General features: G+C 63.5%; 21 protein-coding genes. 9 read left to right on the forward strand and 12 right to left on the reverse strand.

The window, feature by feature from the left end; translation table 11 throughout:
* The first annotated feature begins 134 nt into the window (after positions 1-134).
* The 5 genes from E3T46_RS04530 to E3T46_RS04550 all read left to right on the forward strand — a co-directional run bounded on the left by E3T46_RS04530 (position 135) and on the right by E3T46_RS04550 (position 5,644).
* Positions 135-1,541: an MFS transporter gene (locus tag E3T46_RS04530; RefSeq protein ID WP_134442690.1), complete on the forward strand. Its 1,407-nt coding sequence runs from the start codon at positions 135-137 to the stop codon at positions 1,539-1,541.
* 97 nt (positions 1,542-1,638) lie between these two features.
* On the forward strand, positions 1,639-2,469 hold the full coding sequence (locus tag E3T46_RS04535; RefSeq protein ID WP_134442691.1) for a 3-hydroxybutyrate dehydrogenase: 831 nt from the start codon (positions 1,639-1,641) through the stop codon (positions 2,467-2,469).
* A 133-nt stretch (positions 2,470-2,602) separates the two neighbouring features.
* A complete protein-coding gene (locus tag E3T46_RS04540; RefSeq protein WP_134577607.1) occupies positions 2,603-3,835 on the forward strand; it encodes an ATPase, T2SS/T4P/T4SS family in 1,233 nt (410 codons plus the stop codon).
* Entirely contained in the window at positions 3,832-4,695 is an 864-nt protein-coding gene (locus tag E3T46_RS04545) for a type II secretion system F family protein (protein WP_134442693.1), read from the forward strand. Before E3T46_RS04540 ends, E3T46_RS04545 begins: the two co-directional genes overlap by 4 nt.
* Positions 4,696-4,711: 16 nt before the next feature.
* The gene (locus E3T46_RS04550) at positions 4,712-5,644 is read left to right on the forward strand and encodes a type II secretion system F family protein (protein WP_134577608.1); all 933 of its coding nucleotides are present in this window, start codon (positions 4,712-4,714) and stop codon (positions 5,642-5,644) included.
* A gap of 438 nt (positions 5,645-6,082) precedes the next feature.
* Here the strand turns inward: E3T46_RS04550 and E3T46_RS04555 are convergent, their stop codons facing one another.
* The 12 genes from E3T46_RS04555 to E3T46_RS04610 form a co-directional block, all read right to left on the reverse strand.
* The gene (locus E3T46_RS04555; RefSeq protein ID WP_134577609.1) at positions 6,083-6,445 is read right to left on the reverse strand and encodes an HIRAN domain-containing protein; all 363 of its coding nucleotides are present in this window, start codon (positions 6,443-6,445) and stop codon (positions 6,083-6,085) included.
* Positions 6,446-7,005: 560 nt separating this feature from the next.
* The gene (locus E3T46_RS04560; protein WP_134577610.1) at positions 7,006-8,184 is read right to left on the reverse strand and encodes a phage major capsid protein; all 1,179 of its coding nucleotides are present in this window, start codon (positions 8,182-8,184) and stop codon (positions 7,006-7,008) included.
* A 10-nt stretch (positions 8,185-8,194) separates the two neighbouring features.
* Complete coding sequence (locus E3T46_RS04565) at positions 8,195-8,605, reverse strand: helix-turn-helix domain-containing protein (RefSeq protein ID WP_134577611.1); 411 nt, start codon at positions 8,603-8,605, stop codon at positions 8,195-8,197.
* Entirely contained in the window at positions 8,602-8,889 is a 288-nt protein-coding gene (locus E3T46_RS04570) for a hypothetical protein (protein WP_134577612.1), read from the reverse strand. Before E3T46_RS04570 ends, E3T46_RS04565 begins: the two co-directional genes overlap by 4 nt.
* Positions 8,886-9,305 carry a hypothetical protein gene (locus E3T46_RS04575; protein ID WP_134577613.1) on the reverse strand — a complete coding sequence of 140 codons (420 nt, stop codon included), beginning with the start codon at positions 9,303-9,305 and terminating at the stop codon, positions 8,886-8,888. Before E3T46_RS04575 ends, E3T46_RS04570 begins: the two co-directional genes overlap by 4 nt.
* A 2-nt stretch (positions 9,306-9,307) precedes the next feature.
* Positions 9,308-9,562 carry a hypothetical protein gene (locus E3T46_RS04580; protein ID WP_134577614.1) on the reverse strand — a complete coding sequence of 85 codons (255 nt, stop codon included), beginning with the start codon at positions 9,560-9,562 and terminating at the stop codon, positions 9,308-9,310.
* A complete protein-coding gene (locus tag E3T46_RS04585; RefSeq protein WP_241980450.1) occupies positions 9,559-10,839 on the reverse strand; it encodes a DUF3631 domain-containing protein in 1,281 nt (426 codons plus the stop codon). Before E3T46_RS04585 ends, E3T46_RS04580 begins: the two co-directional genes overlap by 4 nt.
* A gap of 71 nt (positions 10,840-10,910) precedes the next feature.
* Positions 10,911-11,324, reverse strand: a complete 414-nt coding sequence (locus E3T46_RS04590; protein ID WP_134577616.1) for a hypothetical protein — start codon at positions 11,322-11,324, stop codon at positions 10,911-10,913.
* Positions 11,324-11,545 (reverse strand): hypothetical protein, encoded by a 222-nt coding sequence (locus E3T46_RS04595; protein ID WP_104137410.1) that lies wholly within the window; start codon positions 11,543-11,545, stop codon positions 11,324-11,326. The genes E3T46_RS04590 and E3T46_RS04595 overlap by 1 nt, the downstream gene beginning before the upstream one ends.
* 137 nt (positions 11,546-11,682) lie before the next feature.
* Positions 11,683-12,012 carry a hypothetical protein gene (locus E3T46_RS04600; protein WP_134577617.1) on the reverse strand — a complete coding sequence of 110 codons (330 nt, stop codon included), beginning with the start codon at positions 12,010-12,012 and terminating at the stop codon, positions 11,683-11,685.
* 64 nt (positions 12,013-12,076) lie between these two features.
* On the reverse strand, positions 12,077-12,433 hold the full coding sequence (locus E3T46_RS04605; protein ID WP_134577618.1) for a hypothetical protein: 357 nt from the start codon (positions 12,431-12,433) through the stop codon (positions 12,077-12,079).
* 82 nt (positions 12,434-12,515) lie between these two features.
* Entirely contained in the window at positions 12,516-14,015 is a 1,500-nt protein-coding gene (locus tag E3T46_RS04610; RefSeq protein WP_134577619.1) for a recombinase family protein, read from the reverse strand.
* Between E3T46_RS04610 and E3T46_RS04615 the strand changes: the two genes are divergently transcribed.
* From E3T46_RS04615 to E3T46_RS17760, 4 genes are all read left to right on the forward strand, one after another.
* Positions 14,014-14,436 (forward strand): TadE/TadG family type IV pilus assembly protein, encoded by a 423-nt coding sequence (locus E3T46_RS04615; RefSeq protein WP_241980451.1) that lies wholly within the window; start codon positions 14,014-14,016, stop codon positions 14,434-14,436. The genes E3T46_RS04610 and E3T46_RS04615 overlap by 2 nt on opposite strands.
* Positions 14,411-14,884 carry a hypothetical protein gene (locus tag E3T46_RS04620; RefSeq protein WP_134577620.1) on the forward strand — a complete coding sequence of 158 codons (474 nt, stop codon included), beginning with the start codon at positions 14,411-14,413 and terminating at the stop codon, positions 14,882-14,884. Before E3T46_RS04615 ends, E3T46_RS04620 begins: the two co-directional genes overlap by 26 nt.
* On the forward strand, positions 14,881-15,327 hold the full coding sequence (locus E3T46_RS04625) for a pilus assembly protein TadG-related protein (protein ID WP_134442696.1): 447 nt from the start codon (positions 14,881-14,883) through the stop codon (positions 15,325-15,327). Before E3T46_RS04620 ends, E3T46_RS04625 begins: the two co-directional genes overlap by 4 nt.
* Before the next feature lie 340 nt (positions 15,328-15,667).
* Positions 15,668-15,952 carry a hypothetical protein gene (locus E3T46_RS17760; protein WP_134467497.1) on the forward strand — a complete coding sequence of 95 codons (285 nt, stop codon included), beginning with the start codon at positions 15,668-15,670 and terminating at the stop codon, positions 15,950-15,952.
* The last annotated feature ends 63 nt before the right edge of the window (positions 15,953-16,015 follow it).

Raw genomic sequence — 16,015 nt, forward strand, 5'->3', positions numbered from 1 at the left:
GTCATTTTGACTCTTGTTGCCCGGCCGTCCTGCGGGAATACTCAGTCAGGTCGTGCTTCAGCCAGGCGGCCGAAATCTTTTGCGCACTTCTCACCGCACAGTACGTGTCATTGACGACACAAAGGAGACAGACAATGAGTGTCAATCAACGCGTTGGGGCTGCCGGTTCCGGTAAGACCACGGCAACCGCCGGCAGCGAAACTGAAAAGTCCGGCCTCAAGAAGATCGTCGCCGCTTCGATGGTGGGCACGGTCGTGGAATGGTATGAGTTCTTCCTCTATGCCACGGCCGCGAGCCTGGTCTTCGGCACGGTCTTCTTCCCGAACGCCGGCAGTGAGCTGGACGGCATTATCGCCGCCTTCCTCACCTACGCCGTCGGGTTCATTGCCCGGCCTTTGGGCGGCATCGTGTTCGGCCAGATCGGTGACAAACTCGGTCGCAAGCACACCCTGCAGGTGACGATCATCATGGTTGGTGCCGCCACCTTCCTCATGGGCTGCCTGCCCGGCTTCGACACCATCGGCTACTGGGCCCCCGCGCTGCTCGTGGCCCTCCGCTTCATCCAGGGCTTCGCCGTCGGTGGCGAGTGGGGCGGCGCCGTTCTGCTCGTCGCCGAGCACAGCCCGAACGCGTCGCGTGGCTTCTGGTCAAGCTGGCCGCAGGCCGCCGTTCCGGTGGGCAACCTGCTCGCCACCCTCGTGCTGCTGACCATGACCTGGCTCCTTCCGCCCGAGCAGTTCCTCAGCTGGGGCTGGCGCGTGGCGTTCTGGCTCTCCGCGATCATCGTCGTGATCGGCTACTACATTCGCACCCACGTCAGCGAAGCCCCGATCTTTCTCGAGGCCCGAGCCCAGGTTGAGGCCGAGAAGGCCGTCAACTATGGCGTGCTCGAGGTCGTGAAGAAGTACCCCAAGGGAATCCTCGGAGCCATGGGTCTGCGCTTCGCCGAGAATATCCTATACTACATCATCGTGAGTTTCTCGATCGTCTATTTGAAGACGGTGCACGAGTACGACACGGGCCAGCTGCTGATCGCCCTGCTGATCGCCCACGTCGTGCACTTCATCGTGATTCCCCAGGTCGGCCGCCTTTCGGACCGCCTCGGCCGTAAGCCCGTCTACCTCGCCGGTGCTGTGCTCGGTGCCAGCTGGGCATTCTTCGCCTTCCCCATGTTCGACACGCTGAACCCGGTGCTCATCATTCTCGCCGTCACGGTCGGGCTCTGCTTCCACGCCCTGATGTATGCCGGGCAGCCCGCGATCATGAGCGAAATGTTCCCGACTCGGATGCGCTACTCCGGGGTATCACTCGGCTACCAGGTCACGTCGATTCTGGCCGGCTCGATGGCGCCGATCATCGCCGCCGCGTTGCTGCAGCAGTACAACACGTGGGTTCCCGTCGCGATCTACATCATGATCGCCTGCGCGATCACCGTGGTCGCCGTCGTCACCCTGAAGGAGACCAAGGGGGCATCGCTGCGCGAGGTCGACGCGGTCGACGCCCGCAAGCATGGGCTCGAGCCCGCCTCCTCCGGCAACTGACCGGCTCAACTCATTCGATCGTCAGAGGCGGGGCGCCGGGGGTGCCCCGCCTCTGACCGACCCACCCTGCAGCGATCGCGCAACTAAAAGGAACCAAATGACTGATCTCACCGACGCCGTCAGCGCCAACACCTTCGTTGCCAGCAGCGTCTCCGTTCGAACCCCGAGCCAGCCCCTCGCCGGTCGTCGCGCCCTCGTCACCGGCGGGGCGAGCGGAATCGGCGCGGCCGTCGTTCGAACGCTCGCCGCTCGGGGCGCGCACGTCGTCGTCGCCGACATCGACACAGCGGAGGCGACCTCCCTAGCCGAGGAGGTCGGTGGATCAATCTGGACCGTCAACCTGATGGCCACCGAGGCCCTCACCGATAACGCTCTTGCCACTGCTCTTGACGGCGTCGACATTCTGGTCAATAACGCGGGAATTCAGCGGATCAATCCGATCCAGGACTTCAATCCGGCCGATTTTCACAATATTCTCACGCTGATGCTGGAGGCCCCGTTCCTGCTGATTCGGGCCGTACTGCCGCAGATGTACGCGGCGAACTTTGGGCGCATCATCAACGTGTCCTCGGTGCACGGCATTCGTGCCTCGCCGTTCAAGAGCGCCTATGTCTCGGCCAAGCACGGGCTTGAAGGCCTGTCCAAGGTGACCGCCCTCGAGGGCGGGGCGCACGGAGTGACGAGCAACTGCGTGGCCCCCGGTTACGTGCGCACCCCCCTGGTCGAGAAGCAGATCACTGACCAGGCTCTGGTGCACGGCATTCCGGAGGCCGAGGTGCTCAGCAAGATCATGCTCACCGAGAGCGCGATCAAACGACTGGTTGAACCAGCCGAGGTCGGGTCGCTCGTGGCCTGGCTCGCCTCCGACGATGCTGCCATGGTCACCGGGTCGAGCTACACGATGGACGGCGGCTGGTCAGCGCGCTGACGCTGGGTCGATCGCTGATAATCGCAACGGATGCCCGGCATCCGTTGCGACCATTTTTGGGGCTCGGGGCACCTAAAAACAAGCCCTGTGGATAACTTTTACGCAGAACGGTAAATGAGGCCATCATACGGGGATGACCGAAGCCGTTCGTATCATCACAGAGCAAGTGCGATCGCGGGTGCGCCGGGAGGGCGTCGACCTGGCGGCCAATAACGCGCTGGTCGAGCAGTACGTGCGCGACGAACTGCGCCGGTACAGCGAGCGGGCGCTCAGCGGGCTCGCTCCGATGATCGCCGACGAGCACCAGGCCGCCCGCGAGGTTGTGGCCGCGCTGACCGGTTTCGGCGTCTTGCAGCCGTTTCTGGATGATCCGGAGATCGAAGAGATTTGGATCAATGGCCCGGCCCGGGTATTCGTCGCCCGCGACGGGGTCCCCGAGCTGACCACGCTGCTGCTCGGCGAGCAGGACGTGCGCGACCTCGTTGAGCGGATGCTGCAGGCCTCCGGTCGCCGAGTCGACCTCTCGTCGCCGTTCGTCGACGCCTCTCTACCCGACGGCTCCCGACTTCACGTCGTGATCCCGGATATAACGCGAAAATATTGGGCGGTGAACATTCGCAAGTTCACCCGGCGCATTCGCGATCTGAACCAGCTCGTCGGGCTCGGCTCACTCACCCAGCAGGCCGCCGATTTTCTGCGGATCTGCGTGCTCGGCGGCCAGAATATTCTGGTCTCCGGCGCCACCCAGACCGGCAAGACCACGATGCTGAACGCCTTGCTCTCGTCGACGCGGCCGGGTGAGCGCATCGTGACCGTCGAGGAGACCTTCGAACTCGATCTGTCGGCCCGAGACGTCGTCGCGATGCAGTGCCGGCAGCCCAGCCTCGAGGGCACCGGCGAGATCACCCTGCGCCGCCTGATCAAGGAATCCCTGCGCATGCGGCCCGACCGGCTGGTGGTCGGTGAGGTGCGCGAGGCTGAAAGCCTCGACCTGCTGATCGCCCTTAATAGCGGGCTCCCCGGAATGTGCTCGATTCATGCCAACAGTGCCAGGGACGCGCTGGCCAAGCTCTCCACCCTGCCGCTGCTGGCCGGGCGCAACATCGACTCGTCGTTCGTGCTGCCGACGGTGGCCGGCTGCATCGACATCGTGGTGCACTGCGAGATTGATCGGCACGGCCGTCGCCGGGTCACCGAGATCATTGCGCCGAGCGGCCAACTGGCCGGCTCGACGATCGAGGCGAGCCCCCTGTTTCTGTCCCCGCACGGGCACCTCGAGCCGACCGGCTCGCATCCCACCAAGCTCGCCAAATTTCGTGCCGCCGGCGTCGACCCGGCGCAGGTGTTGCGGCAGGGTGCCGCATGACTCTCGTGCTGGGGTGCCTGCTCGGGAGTGGGCTCGTGCTGCTGCTGGCGCCGTTTCTCTGGCCGGCCGGCGCTGTATCCGCGGGAGGCCGGGCGGGCGCCGGGGAGCGGATGCGGGTGCGCCTGGTTCAGGGTGGGCTGCGGTCGGTGCCGGTGTCGGCGTTCCTGGCGGTGTCGACGATCGTGGGCGTGGCATCCGCTGCCCTGATGCACGGCCTGTTCGCCGTACAGGCCCTGAGCGCCGTCGCCGGACTGGTCGGAGTGCTGCTGCCGTGGCTGATCGTCTCGTGGCGGGCCGCGGCCCGGCGCCGGGCCAATCGCACGGTCTGGCCCGATGTCGTCGATCACCTCGTGTCGGCACTGCGTTCCGGGCTGGCCCTGCCCGACAGCGTGAGCAGCCTCGCCCAGGCCGGACCGGTGGCCACCCGCACGGCGTTTGCCCAGTTCGAGCGGGAGTACCGGGCCACCGGCAATTTCAGCTACTGCGTCGATGAACTCAAACGCTCCCTCGCCGATCCGGTCGCCGATCGCATCCTGGAAACCCTGCGCATGGCCCGGGAAGTGGGTGGAAGCGACCTCACCGTGGTGCTGCGCAGCCTCGCAGCCTGGCTACGACAGGATGCCGCGGTACGGCTCGAAGTTGAGGCGCGGCAGTCCTGGGTCGTCAATGCGGCCCGACTGGGGGTGGCCGCACCGTGGATCATCCTGGTGCTGCTCGCGTCCCGCCCGGAGGCTGCCGTCGCCTACAACTCGCCGGCTGGCGTCGCCGTGATCGCGAGCGGCCTGGCCCTGTCAATCGTGGCCTACCGGGTCATGCTCGCGCTCGGCCGGCTGCCGGAGGAACGCCGATGGTTCGCGTAGCCGGCGGGTGCCGGCCATGAGCGCGAGCCTGGGCTGGGCCGTCCTCTGCGGCAGCGGTCTCGGTGTGGGGCTGTGGTCGCTCGTGAGCCTGACGCCGCGGCTGACCCGGCCCCGTCTGATCGATCGGGTCGTGCCGTACATTCTCGACGTCTCCGCCGAAGCCCGCAGCATCGTCGCCCGGAAAACCGTCAACCCGATTCCTGTGCTGGGCAGCCTGTTTGCGCCGCTGTTCGGAGCGCTCACCCGCGGGTTGTCGAACCTGCTTGGCGGCAGCGAGTTCATCGCGCGCCGGCTCCACCAGTCAGGCTCGGCGAAGACCGCGCTGGAGTTTCGCTCGGTGCAACTGGTCTGGGCGCTTCTCGCCTTTGCCGCCGGCACGGTGATCACCATCGTTACCCTTCCGGAACTGCCGTGGCCGGCGCGCGTGGTGGTGCCGTTCGTGGCGGGAATCGGTGGCGCCGTGTTGCGGGACTGGCTCCTGCAGCGGGCCGCCACCGCCCGGTTGGCCCGCATGCGCAGCGAGTTGCCGACCATTCTCGAATTTCTCACCCTGTCGCTGTCGGCGGGGGAAGGCATCCTGGATTCGATCCGACGGGTGTCCCGCACGAGTTCGGGGGAGCTGTCGCGAGAATTCGCGGGGGTGATCACCGAGGTGCACGCGGGGGTACCGATCGGGGTGGCGCTCTCGGCGCTATCGCGGAGCATCCAGTTGCCGGAGGTGACCCGATTTGTCGATCAGGTCACCGGTGCTCTCGAGCGGGGCTCGCCGATCGCCGAGGTGTTGCGCGCGCAGGCCCAGGATTCCCGCGACCAGACCAAACGCTCGCTACTCGAGATGGCCGGCAAGAAGGAAGTTGCCATGCTCGTGCCGCTGGTTTTTCTGATTTTGCCGATGACCGTTCTATTCGCTGTATTTCCCGGCCTGGTTGTGCTGCAGGCCGGTTTCTAAACGCACTGCCCGGTACCGTTCCGCTCACCAGAAAAGAGAATTCCATGTCCCGAATCATGCTTCGCCTCAAGGGTCTGCTCCGCGACGAGACGGGTGACGTGCCCGGTTGGGTACTGATCACGCTCATGACGGCCGGTTTGCCTAATAAAACATAAATAGGGTTATCTGATGCCCTACGCGCTAGGTGGGTCATCGACAGGGGTACTCCGGAATGAGTACCCCGGTGATTGGCGCCGTTCGACATCGAGGAACCGCGAGCACGTGTCCTGGCGGTCGTGGCGCTTGGCTTGGTGGCAGGTACCCGATCACTCCCCGCTGCGAGCCGATAGGTGGCGGTGATCGCATCTCAGCGGCGCGAGGATGCCCGCTAACGCACGAGTTCGGGATTGTCGGGGAAGTCGTCGGGGCTAGACCCGGGCCGCGGTAGGACCGCTCAGATTAAGGATTGAGCCAAGCTCTAACCTGGTCCTCTGCCGGCACGTTCAGCAGGATCCACCGGTCTTGGCCGTCTTGACGCACATCGCCGTGAACCCAAACGTCTGTGCCCTCTTTAGAAAGCTTCTTGACCAAGCTGCACCATAGCTTCGCCTCGTCAGCGGGCACGAAGCCTACCTGTCTCTTATCCTGATAAACGGCGACCGCATTCTTGTCGAACTTGTTGCCAGGATCCGCCATTAGCTGGAACGGTCCGATTCCCCTGCCGCGAATGGCCGACTGCCGATAGCTCACCCCGGCCACAGGCATCGTGTCTGTCGCATTCGGAAGGAAGGTTACTGTGCGCTTTCGACTGAAGAATCCCATAGCCAGCTCCCTATTGTCTTGATCTTCGCATGAGCCGGGAATGAGTTCCTGTCCCAATCCGAGGGCCGCGACGACGGTTGCTTCGCGCGCGTGATGGGGTGGGGGTCGGCTCTCTAAGAAATTGGAAGATGGGGCGGTGTTCCGCTCTGCCGATTCTCTGAAAAAATCGGGGATTTTCGCGGGTTCTGTCCCTTGCTTCGCGCGCGACCCCCTCGTCTCGTGCCGGGGAGAGAGTATTGGAAAGGAGCGGGGTGAACCGCTTATCGCGATCCCTAAGAAAATCCTCGAATTTCGCGGTCTTGTCGTGTCTTTTGTTTGGGAATCAAGTGAACCGAAGGGTGGCGGTGCTTACCCGTCGCCATTGACGGGGGCACCTGGCGCGCTGGTCGGGTCATTGCGCATGAAAGGAGTGCGCTATCCGGCCATCCATTCCGCTGGTCCTAGTGCATGTCCCGTGTGCGGTTGTCGCTGCACGGTTACTAGGGCGGTGAGGTTGACACGCAAGCTGTGGGGGTGGGGAGCCGCCCACGGGGCTGCAGGCGGCTCCCTGGTGGTGCTTATTAGATGATGCCCGTTACTTTGCAGACGGCCAGCGCGTTGAGGATCGCGAGGTCGAGGCGGGTGGTGAGGCGGATCGCGGTGCTGTTGGTGTTGAAGGCGTAGTCCTCGCTGTAGGCCAGCTTGAGGTCTTCGCCGACTCCGACGACGACCTGATCAAGGTCGACGGCGAGCGCGTTGGCGGCGGGCATGTTCGCGGTGACGAACACCTTGGATCCGAACAGGCTCGGCTTGTCGGCGTTGGCGAGGTCGGGCATGAGGAGGTAGCGGCCCGTGCTGTCTTTGGTGCCGCGGATCGAGGCCCAGCCGGCGGGGTTGAGGTAGAACGCGATACGCTCACGCTCGGCTCCGGCGGCTTCCAGCTTGGACTGTGCACTGAGCAGGTGATCGATGGTCAGCGCGGTGGTCGCAGCGACGGTCTGCGTGCCGGTGGCTTTGAGCAGACCGTAGATCCGGTGCGGGCTGGTGGCGCCGACTCCGTTGAACAGGTCCGCTTCGATAGCGGTTGCGGCCTGACGCACGAGGTCGGTGGAGACGATTTCGCGGGCCTGCCCGTTGGTGTCTGCGAGCACCTCGTTAGCGATGAGGGTCATTGCGGCGTAGGAGACGGGCTCGAGGGTGATCGATGCGAGGCTCGGGTCGGTCGGGGTGATTGCGTCGAGGTCGTTGCGTGAGCTCACGGTGACGCTGGCGGAGATGAGCGGGTATCGCACGGCGTGTTCGCCCACGGTGACCATCTTGGGCCCGGAGTCGAGGAAGACGCTTTTGGAGCGGAGACGATCGAACCATTCGTTCGCCTGCCCCGTGGTCAGCAGTACGCCGGAATTGGAGCTACCCAGAGCGCGCTGCTCGGACTGAAGGTCCTGATACTCGGCCCGCGAGGGGATCAGGGCGGATCGGGCTTCTCCGAACACCGGGCGCTTGGCGCCATTGAACGATCGCGTGTCCGGCTGCGCCATGAGTTCGCGAAACGCTGTTTCGACTTTGATGTTGGAGGCTGCATCTGCGTCCAACTTCTCGAGGCGGCTGTCGAGCGAACGCATATCGTTGAGAATGGTCTGGTACCGCTTATTTTCGACGGGCGAAAGGTCACGCTTCTCGACCTTGGCCTTATCTAGCATGCGCTCGGCGGAGGCGTAGGCGTCGGAGCGCTTTTCTCGTAGTTCGTTCTTCGTCGTCATTGTGTTTCTCCTAAAGTAATGTGCGGGTTTGCCGAAAATGGGCGAGTGCTTCGCGGCTGATTCGCCAGCGACCGGCGACGGATTCTGCCTGGAGACGGCCCGCTGCGATCGCTGTTCGAATGCCTCGGTCGGTCATGTGGAGTTGTCCCGCTGCTTGCGTGGTTGAGAGCCATTCAGAGGATGGGGCAAGTTCCGGCGTTGACGCTCGGGGCGTTCCGGTGGCGGCATTGGACCAGGCCAGTTCTGCCACACGAAACGCGATCAGAAGCGCGTCAACTTCGGGATCGACCCCGGTGTTATCCAGGCGGAAACGTTCGAGGCCCGCATACCGGTTCAGGTAAGCGCAGATCCGCGCCGGCACGACGATGACGCTGCCACCGCCGTGGATGTAGTGCTGTGCCGTGCGTGGTGACGGCTTCACAGCGTGCCCAGTCCTTTGAACATGGTCGCTAACTCCGCCTTGGACTCGATCACGAGCATCAGATCTTCGGTCTGGGGGTGGTCAACCACGAGCCCATCGACAGTGGAGAGAATTTCCCCCAGCACGTGCCCGCTGAACAGACCGACCTCGGCGGGGCTAAATCCGGTCAGAGTGTCTTCCATGATGTTGGAACGTTGAGCATCATCGCCACGAGCAGCGATCAGCCGCCAGACCGTGCCGGCCACGTTCTCTGTCCATTCATCGGTGCCATATGCCGCGGTCACGGTCGGTACCCGAATTTTCCGGTGCTATCGACGTACACGGACTTGTAGTCCGTCGTGAGCAGGGTGCTGTGAACGGCGAGCGAGTTGATTCCGTTGGCGAATGTACCGGTAGACCCGGATACCGTACCCGTCGCGCTCACGTTGCCCGTTACTGCGGATCCGGCAGGCGGGCTTGCCACGAGTGAATCAATGACCGCCTTCGTGTACGAGTTCGCCGCGATCGACGCTTGCACGCCAGCGTCGATGTTCAGCAGGGTTTCGTTCACCTTCGCGACTAGAAGCTGCACCTGGTTTGCCGTGTTGCCGATGTTCGTTCCAGACGGCCGTTGCAAGTCCCTGAGCTGTGTGCGGATGTCCTTGAGCTCGCGTATGAGCGGTTCGAGTCCGGGTCCGTCTGGGGTTCGATAGAGTGCCATGGTTAGTTCTCCTTTTCGTGGTGCGTGTTGGACTTGTTGTTGTTTCGGTACCGCTTGCCGGCCCAGATTCCACCTAGCGGCCGGTCGAGCTCGGCATAGGTGGCGCATAGGTCGTAGAGCGGGCAGGCTCGGCAGATTGCGCCGAGTGCGCCTATCTCCTGGTTGTCGTCGGTAAAGCGGTCGTCACGCTGGCACGCCGGGTCCGTGGTGAGCATGGCGACCTGTAACCGGGTGAATGCCTCGGTGGCGCGGCTCATGCTGCGACCCGCTCGGCGTCGTGCTCGGGGTTGCTCTTCGCACAGATCCCCGCAGCGCGTGACGCCGGAAACAATAGCGGCGCGGCGCACACCCGGCAGGTGCCGGGGTCAGGCTGTGCAGCCGGTTCGACGGTCTGCGACGGTTCAAGCGGTTCCGTTACAGGGGTATCGGCAGACACTTCGACACTTCCCGACGGTTTAGACGGTTCCTGTCGGGGGGTGATGCCGGACTGTCGCCACGACTTGAGGAAGTCGGCGCGAGCGTATCCGCGCTGGTCCCGCGAGTTCTTCGAAGACCTGATCTTGATAAGCACGAGCGTTCTGCCGAGTCGCTGCACGGTGAGCGCGCGACCGTAGGCGCTCCCGGCATCCCAGTAGTCGGGGTTAGTCTGGATCAACCGACTCACGAGCTCGTTGGTGTTCACGAACGGCTCACTCTCGGGCCATACCGCGTACAGGTCCATGAGCATTACCATTTGGGGCGGGAGCTTCATAAGACCCTCTTCTCGTTCCATCTCTACCTCTTGAATGTCTCGGTCGATCAGGCGGTCTGCGACCTCGGGCCACGTACCGCCCGCAGCAGCAGCAACACGCTTGAGCGGGTTCCACTTCTCCTTCATGCGGCCTACGCAGCCGGTGGGGAGGTCGGGGCGTACCGTGCGGATGAATTCCCGGGCGGCGTCCATTGCATTCGCGAGCGCTTCGGCGTGGTCGCGGGCATCCGCTTCGATCTCTTCCCAGTCGGAGGATTCAACTACTCCGTAAAGGTCAGGCATGAGCAGCACGCGGATAGACCGTGAGCGGGTGTCGTCGGGCAGGTGTGGGGAGTTGCCCGCCATTGCCACCGGGGCGTAGGTAGACATCTCTGCTACGTCCCATTCGCCGCCCTTGGCCGGCACGAGTACGGGCCGAGTGGCGCCGCGCTTGTACCCGCTATTGAGAATGGCAATGAGGTCTTCTACGCCCGGTTTCTTCGGGTCGAGGGAGCGGTCTACCTCGTCAATCAGGATCGTCCTGATGCCCTTTGAGAGCATCCGGGCGAGCAGTGCAGGCGAGGATATGGACGCGGCCTGAATCGGGTCGTGACAGAGACGCTGTAGGTGTTCGAGAACGGTGGTCTTGCCGCTCCCTGGCATCGTGGAGTCGAGCACGAGCCGCGGGGTCGAATACGTTTCGAGTGCAACGTGAGTGTGTGCAGCCCAGAGCGCGAGCAAGTCGAGGTCGAGAGCATCCGGCACGGAGATAAACCGGGCGAGCCATTCTCGAACTTCGGTCAAGGTAGACCCCAGTAATGAACCGCTTGAACCGTCTGTAACCGTCGAGCCGTCGAGAATGACGACATCGCCGCTCACTTGGCGCCGCCTGAGTAGATCTCGTGGCGGGTGATTTCGAGCTCTGCATAGCTCGGACCGATCAAGATCGGCGCACGCGGGTTGAATGCGGCTGCATAGTACCGATCACGGTCGGCGTTTGCCTGAGCGAGCGCAGCCTCGAGCCGGGTGTACTCGGGGAGCAGTGATGCCAGCGCGAGCCGGTGACCGTGCAGCACGTAACCCTGCAGGGCGGGCGTGAGGTCGTCGAGCTTGATTTCGTCGGCCACGAGGCGCGCGAGCTCGGCGGCGAGGCGGGTCTCGACGGTGGCGCCGATCAGGGGCGCGGGTTCTGCTGAGGTCGGCTCGGTGGGCGGTACTGTAGAAGTATTCGAGCCGCGAGTGAGAATTTGAGCCGGTCCCGTTGCCAGGGGCCGGTTTTGCTCTGCCACTAGGCTGCACGCCCAACGGGGCGCAGCAGTGAGGCGAGCCGATCGCGTTGCTCGGGGGTGAGCGGCGGGGCTTTGCTGACGACCTTGGTGATGTAGTCAGCGAGGCGCTCGGCGGCTAGGTCACGGTGTGCGACTGCGATCTCGGGGGAAGGATTACCCCAGCGAGCCGCAGCGGCTATCTTGGCGACAGTTTGGCGCTTGGACGATTTTTCGGATAACAAAATAACAACACCTTTTCGGTGATGTCATCCTTGCCCAAGGTGATAACGGTATGCCGCCAGCAATAGGCGGGGCATTCTTTGAAGCTGGTTGTTATGCTACTGCATTGCATGGTGTATATGGCGCGACACGCCAGAATCTAGGTTTCGATGCGGGCAAGAATTACAGGTGGCTCTCCATTTCGATATGCGGCGACGATGGCGCGAAATCGTAATCGATACGCGCGACGGCAGTTCCCGCAGAACGCACTAACACCTTCATCGACATCTGAGGACTCGATGGACGCGAGACTTATGGTGCCCCAAGTCTCAGACTGATTGGACAGGGTGCGCGGCGTCGACAGGGCTTTCTTTGGACCTGGGATGCCAACTGCCACGCTTATCTTCGCCTCCCCATCGTCGTGCACGAGGCGCGCGAGAACGTGGGCACCGCGGCCGCGATCGCATAGGGCCAGGATTGTTTGCTTCATGGTGCTTCCCTTCTTGCGGGCAGGTAGATGAGAACGTCACCCACCTGCCCGGGGTGTCGATTGGTTACGCTGCGAGCGCGTCCAGGCGGTCAGCCATAGTGCGCAGCCATGCAGGGAATGCCTCGTAGGTGTCAGCCGCTTCTCTGAACTCCGCTGCCGTCATTTCGCCGCTTCCCTCAAAACTGATATCCCCTGTGAATATGCCTAGACGGTCGGAGATGGAGCCGAGCACGATTCCTCCGTCAAAGCTGGCATTCACGGCCTCGTGAGACCAGTCGGATTCGGGCACGATATATTCATGGCCGTCACCGGTGCACTCGGGGTATTTGCACGGCGTGTTTTGCGCCGCGGTCCACAGTTTCTCGTTCTCGGTGCGTGATGCGTCGTTCATGTTGGTTCCAACATTGGCTACAGTATTCATGATTCGTTTCTCCTTGCTTGGTGTTGCGGATCTCGCCCTCGAGTTGTTGGATCAGCTCGAGGGCACTTTCAGGACTACGCGCCTATGACAGCCACGCGATAGCCACATCTTCGGGGTCAAATACCCTCGTGTTCTTCTGCTTGGACACGGTGACGGTCATGAGCGACGCAATCACCTGCCGCTTTTGAGGCAAGCCGAGCAGCGCCCAGGCGTTGGCCGTGTCCTCTGCTAGGGCTAAGTCGGTCATTGTGGAGCCACCGCGAGCGGAGTCTATGACGGCTTGAATCCGGGCTAGCTTTCCTTGGATAGTCGCAACCTGCTCGCGCACCGCGGCCGGCCGCATCGTTCCGTCTGCCACGAGCTCGGCCAGGTCATCCCACCGTCGACGCAACACCAGAGCTTCGGCCTGTTGTGGCGCGATGTCTTGGTCTACGCGCATAAGTTCGAGCACGTCCGGCCGGGAGAATCGGGCGATGACGACGCCCTCCACGAGGGCATCTAAGCGCTCTTGGTCGCGCTGAGTGCACCACTTGTCAGTACAGGCATAAGCGATCCGTGGCGGTCGGTCTACGCCCTTGCGCGGATAGTCTGGGCGAGCCAGCATCCGACCTCCGCAGACGGCGCACAGAGCAAGTCCAGACAGTAGATATTTGGTCTTATTGCTCCAATCGTGCGGGGTCTTACGATGCGTTCGAAGTCGGGTGTAATCGTCCCACTTCTGGCGCGTGATGATCGGCTCCCAGTCGCCGTCTGCCACGACTTCGCCCTTGTACTCACGAATACCTGCATAGGCCGGATTTCGTAGGCGAGCGCGCAACGTCGTGATGCTCCACTGCTTTCCCGTAACGGTCAGAATGCCGCGGGTGTTAAAGTCCTCAACGATGAAGTAGTAGGAATCGCCGGCGAGGTATCTGCTGTACGCCTCACGCAGCACGACGGCTTCGTGCTCCACGATTTGGACCTTCCCCCCGACGCGCTCGTAACCATACGGCCGATTCGAGAACTGCCACACGCCTGCATTTGCGCGCTGCACGTTCGCGGCGACCTGCCGAGCACCCTTTTGTTCAACCTCGTAACGAGCAGCCGCGCCGAGAATCTGGGCCATCATTCGCCCTGCGGCGTTATTGAGGTCAAGATCACCCGCCTTGACCGTGAGAATGCGCAGCGCGTGCTTCTCCGCGAGCTCAACCAACTCCACGAGATCCCGAACACGACGATAGAGCCGGTCGGTGTGCCAGACGATGATGGTCGATACGGTGCCGGCCTTTATGGCGGTAAGCAGTTCTTGGAATCCTGGGCGCGTTCCCTTTGATGCTGAAACGTCGTTGTCGACGTACTCGTTCGCGATTTCGAGATTCTGCGAGGCTGCCAGTGCCCGGCATTCGGTGAGTTGGCGCGCTACGGCCGCGCCTGCCCCGTCCCTGTCGAGGGACTGTCTCACATAAATGATTGCCTTCATGCCGATTACCCTACACCTGTTATGGCCGGTTTGGTTTTGATCATCTGGGGCCTGGCCGGTCCGGCCCTCAGCGGGGTCTTCCAACAGGCCATGGATCGCGTCAGCAGTTTCTGACCGACCCATGCATAAGCGGATGCGGCGGCTCGCCTGGTTGCGCCTTCACGAGTTGCGCGACGAGGCGGGTAGCGCCGTGGCCGAGTTTGTCATGGTGGTGTCGTTGCTGACCTTTCTCACGCTCATGGTCATGCAGCTGGCGCTCGCGCTGCACATTCGCAACACCGTGCTCGATGCCGCGGCCGAGGGCGCCCGCTATGCCACACTCGCCGATAGCAGCCTGCCCGCCGGAGCTGCGCGAACGCGCGATCTGATCACGACCGCCATCGGATCGATCTATGCCACCGATGTGGTCGCTCGCTACGGCACCCGTGCCGACTACCCGAGCGTCGAAGTACGGGTGGTGGCGCCGCTGCCACTGATGGGCCTGCTCGGTGCCCCGCGCGGACTGGAGGTGGTCGCGCATGCCGCGGTCGAAACGCTGGAGTAGTCGCTCCGGGTCGCCCGGAAGTGAGGCCGGTTCGGCCTCGCTGGAATTCATCACGGCGGGAATGATCCTGCTGGTTCCGCTGGTCTACCTCGTGCTCGCCCTGTCGTCGTTGCAGGGCGGTGCGCTCGCCGTGGAGGGAGCCGCGCGGCAGGCAGCCAGGGTCTACGTGCAGGCGCCGGACCAGGCCACGGCGACCGAGCGCGCTCGGCGCGCCGTGGCCTTCGCGCTCGAAGACTACGGGCTGGATGCCGGAGATGCCGAGGTGCAGATCGAGTGCTCCGGTGGGCCGAGCCACTGCCTCACCCGCCAGACTCTCGTGACGGTCACCGTGCGTATCGGCATAGCCCTGCCGCTCGTGCCCGACCTGCTGGCGCTCGAGCAGAGCGCGAGCGTGCCGATGACTGCGGCATCCACGCAGATCGTGTCCCGGTTTGGCGGCCTCGAATGAGCGGGCGACTGCCGCACGCCGGGGCCGAGGACGGGTCGACCCTGCTGCTCATCATCTTCTACGGCTTTCTCGCCCTCAGCCTCGTGCTCGTGGCACTCTCAGCGACGTCGCTCTACCTTGAGCACAAGCGGCTGCTGAGCCTTGCCGACGGGGCGGCGCTCGCCGGGTCCGAGGCCTTCACTCTCGGCGAGGTGCAGGTCGGCATGGTGGGCCCTCGGCCGCAGCTGCGCTCCGGTGACGTGTCGGCTGCGGTGGATGAATACCTGCGCCTGGTCCCGCACGCCTCGTTCGAGGCGCTCGGCGTGACGAGCGCGGCATCCGCTGATGGGCAGAGCGCGTCGGTGACCCTGCGGTCGTGGTGGCGCCCACCCGTGCTCACCCTCGTGGTTCCCGACGGGGTGCCGCTCGAGGTAACGGCGGTGTCCCGGGCTGTGTTCCACTAACAGCATCCCCTTCCGCGAGAGCGGGATAATTGCTGCCTCAGCACCCGTGAAGCAACACATTTCCCGCTCTCGAGGGAGATGGCCGGGGTAGGCGGGGAGCGCCCACAAAGGCGCACTAGCTTTTTCAGGATGGAAGCGTACTATGCACAGACACGTAGCCGACACGGAGGCCTCTTACCCGTAGGAGGCATCACATTTTTACGCAGTCGAAACTCGTTCCAGCCCCGGTCCCCGGTTGGTAGTGCTGGCGACCTCGGGTCGTCGTTCAACCGGGCTGGTCGCCACCGGTTGACGTGGCCCAGCATGGCGGCTGAGAATCACCGAGAACGGCTGTTAATTCATGGATGCATTACTAGACCGACACGAAGTCGATGAGCACAGTGTGGAGCAGCTCGACTTCGAGTCCCTTCTCCCCTGCGAGGGAGTGCATCACTACCGCGGATTGAGCGGTCACGATCCGGCCGAATCGGGTGGCTTCATGGTGATCTCGCCGTGCTGTGGGCCCAAGGTCATCCAATGCTCCTCCCGGGTCGACGCGATGCGCGTGTCCGGAGTGCTCTACTGCGGTGCCTGCCAGCACGAACATTTGACCAGCGAATACACCTTCGTTCCGCTGCAGCTCTAGGCCGCGGTCGTCCGCGCATTCTCAGAGCGGATGCCGCGCGCGGTACCCTCGCTAGGTGCCCTG

Origin of the sequence: Cryobacterium sp. Hh11 (assembly GCF_004404045.1) — a bacterium.
Classification (GTDB): Bacteria; Actinomycetota; Actinomycetes; order Actinomycetales; family Microbacteriaceae; genus Cryobacterium; species Cryobacterium levicorallinum.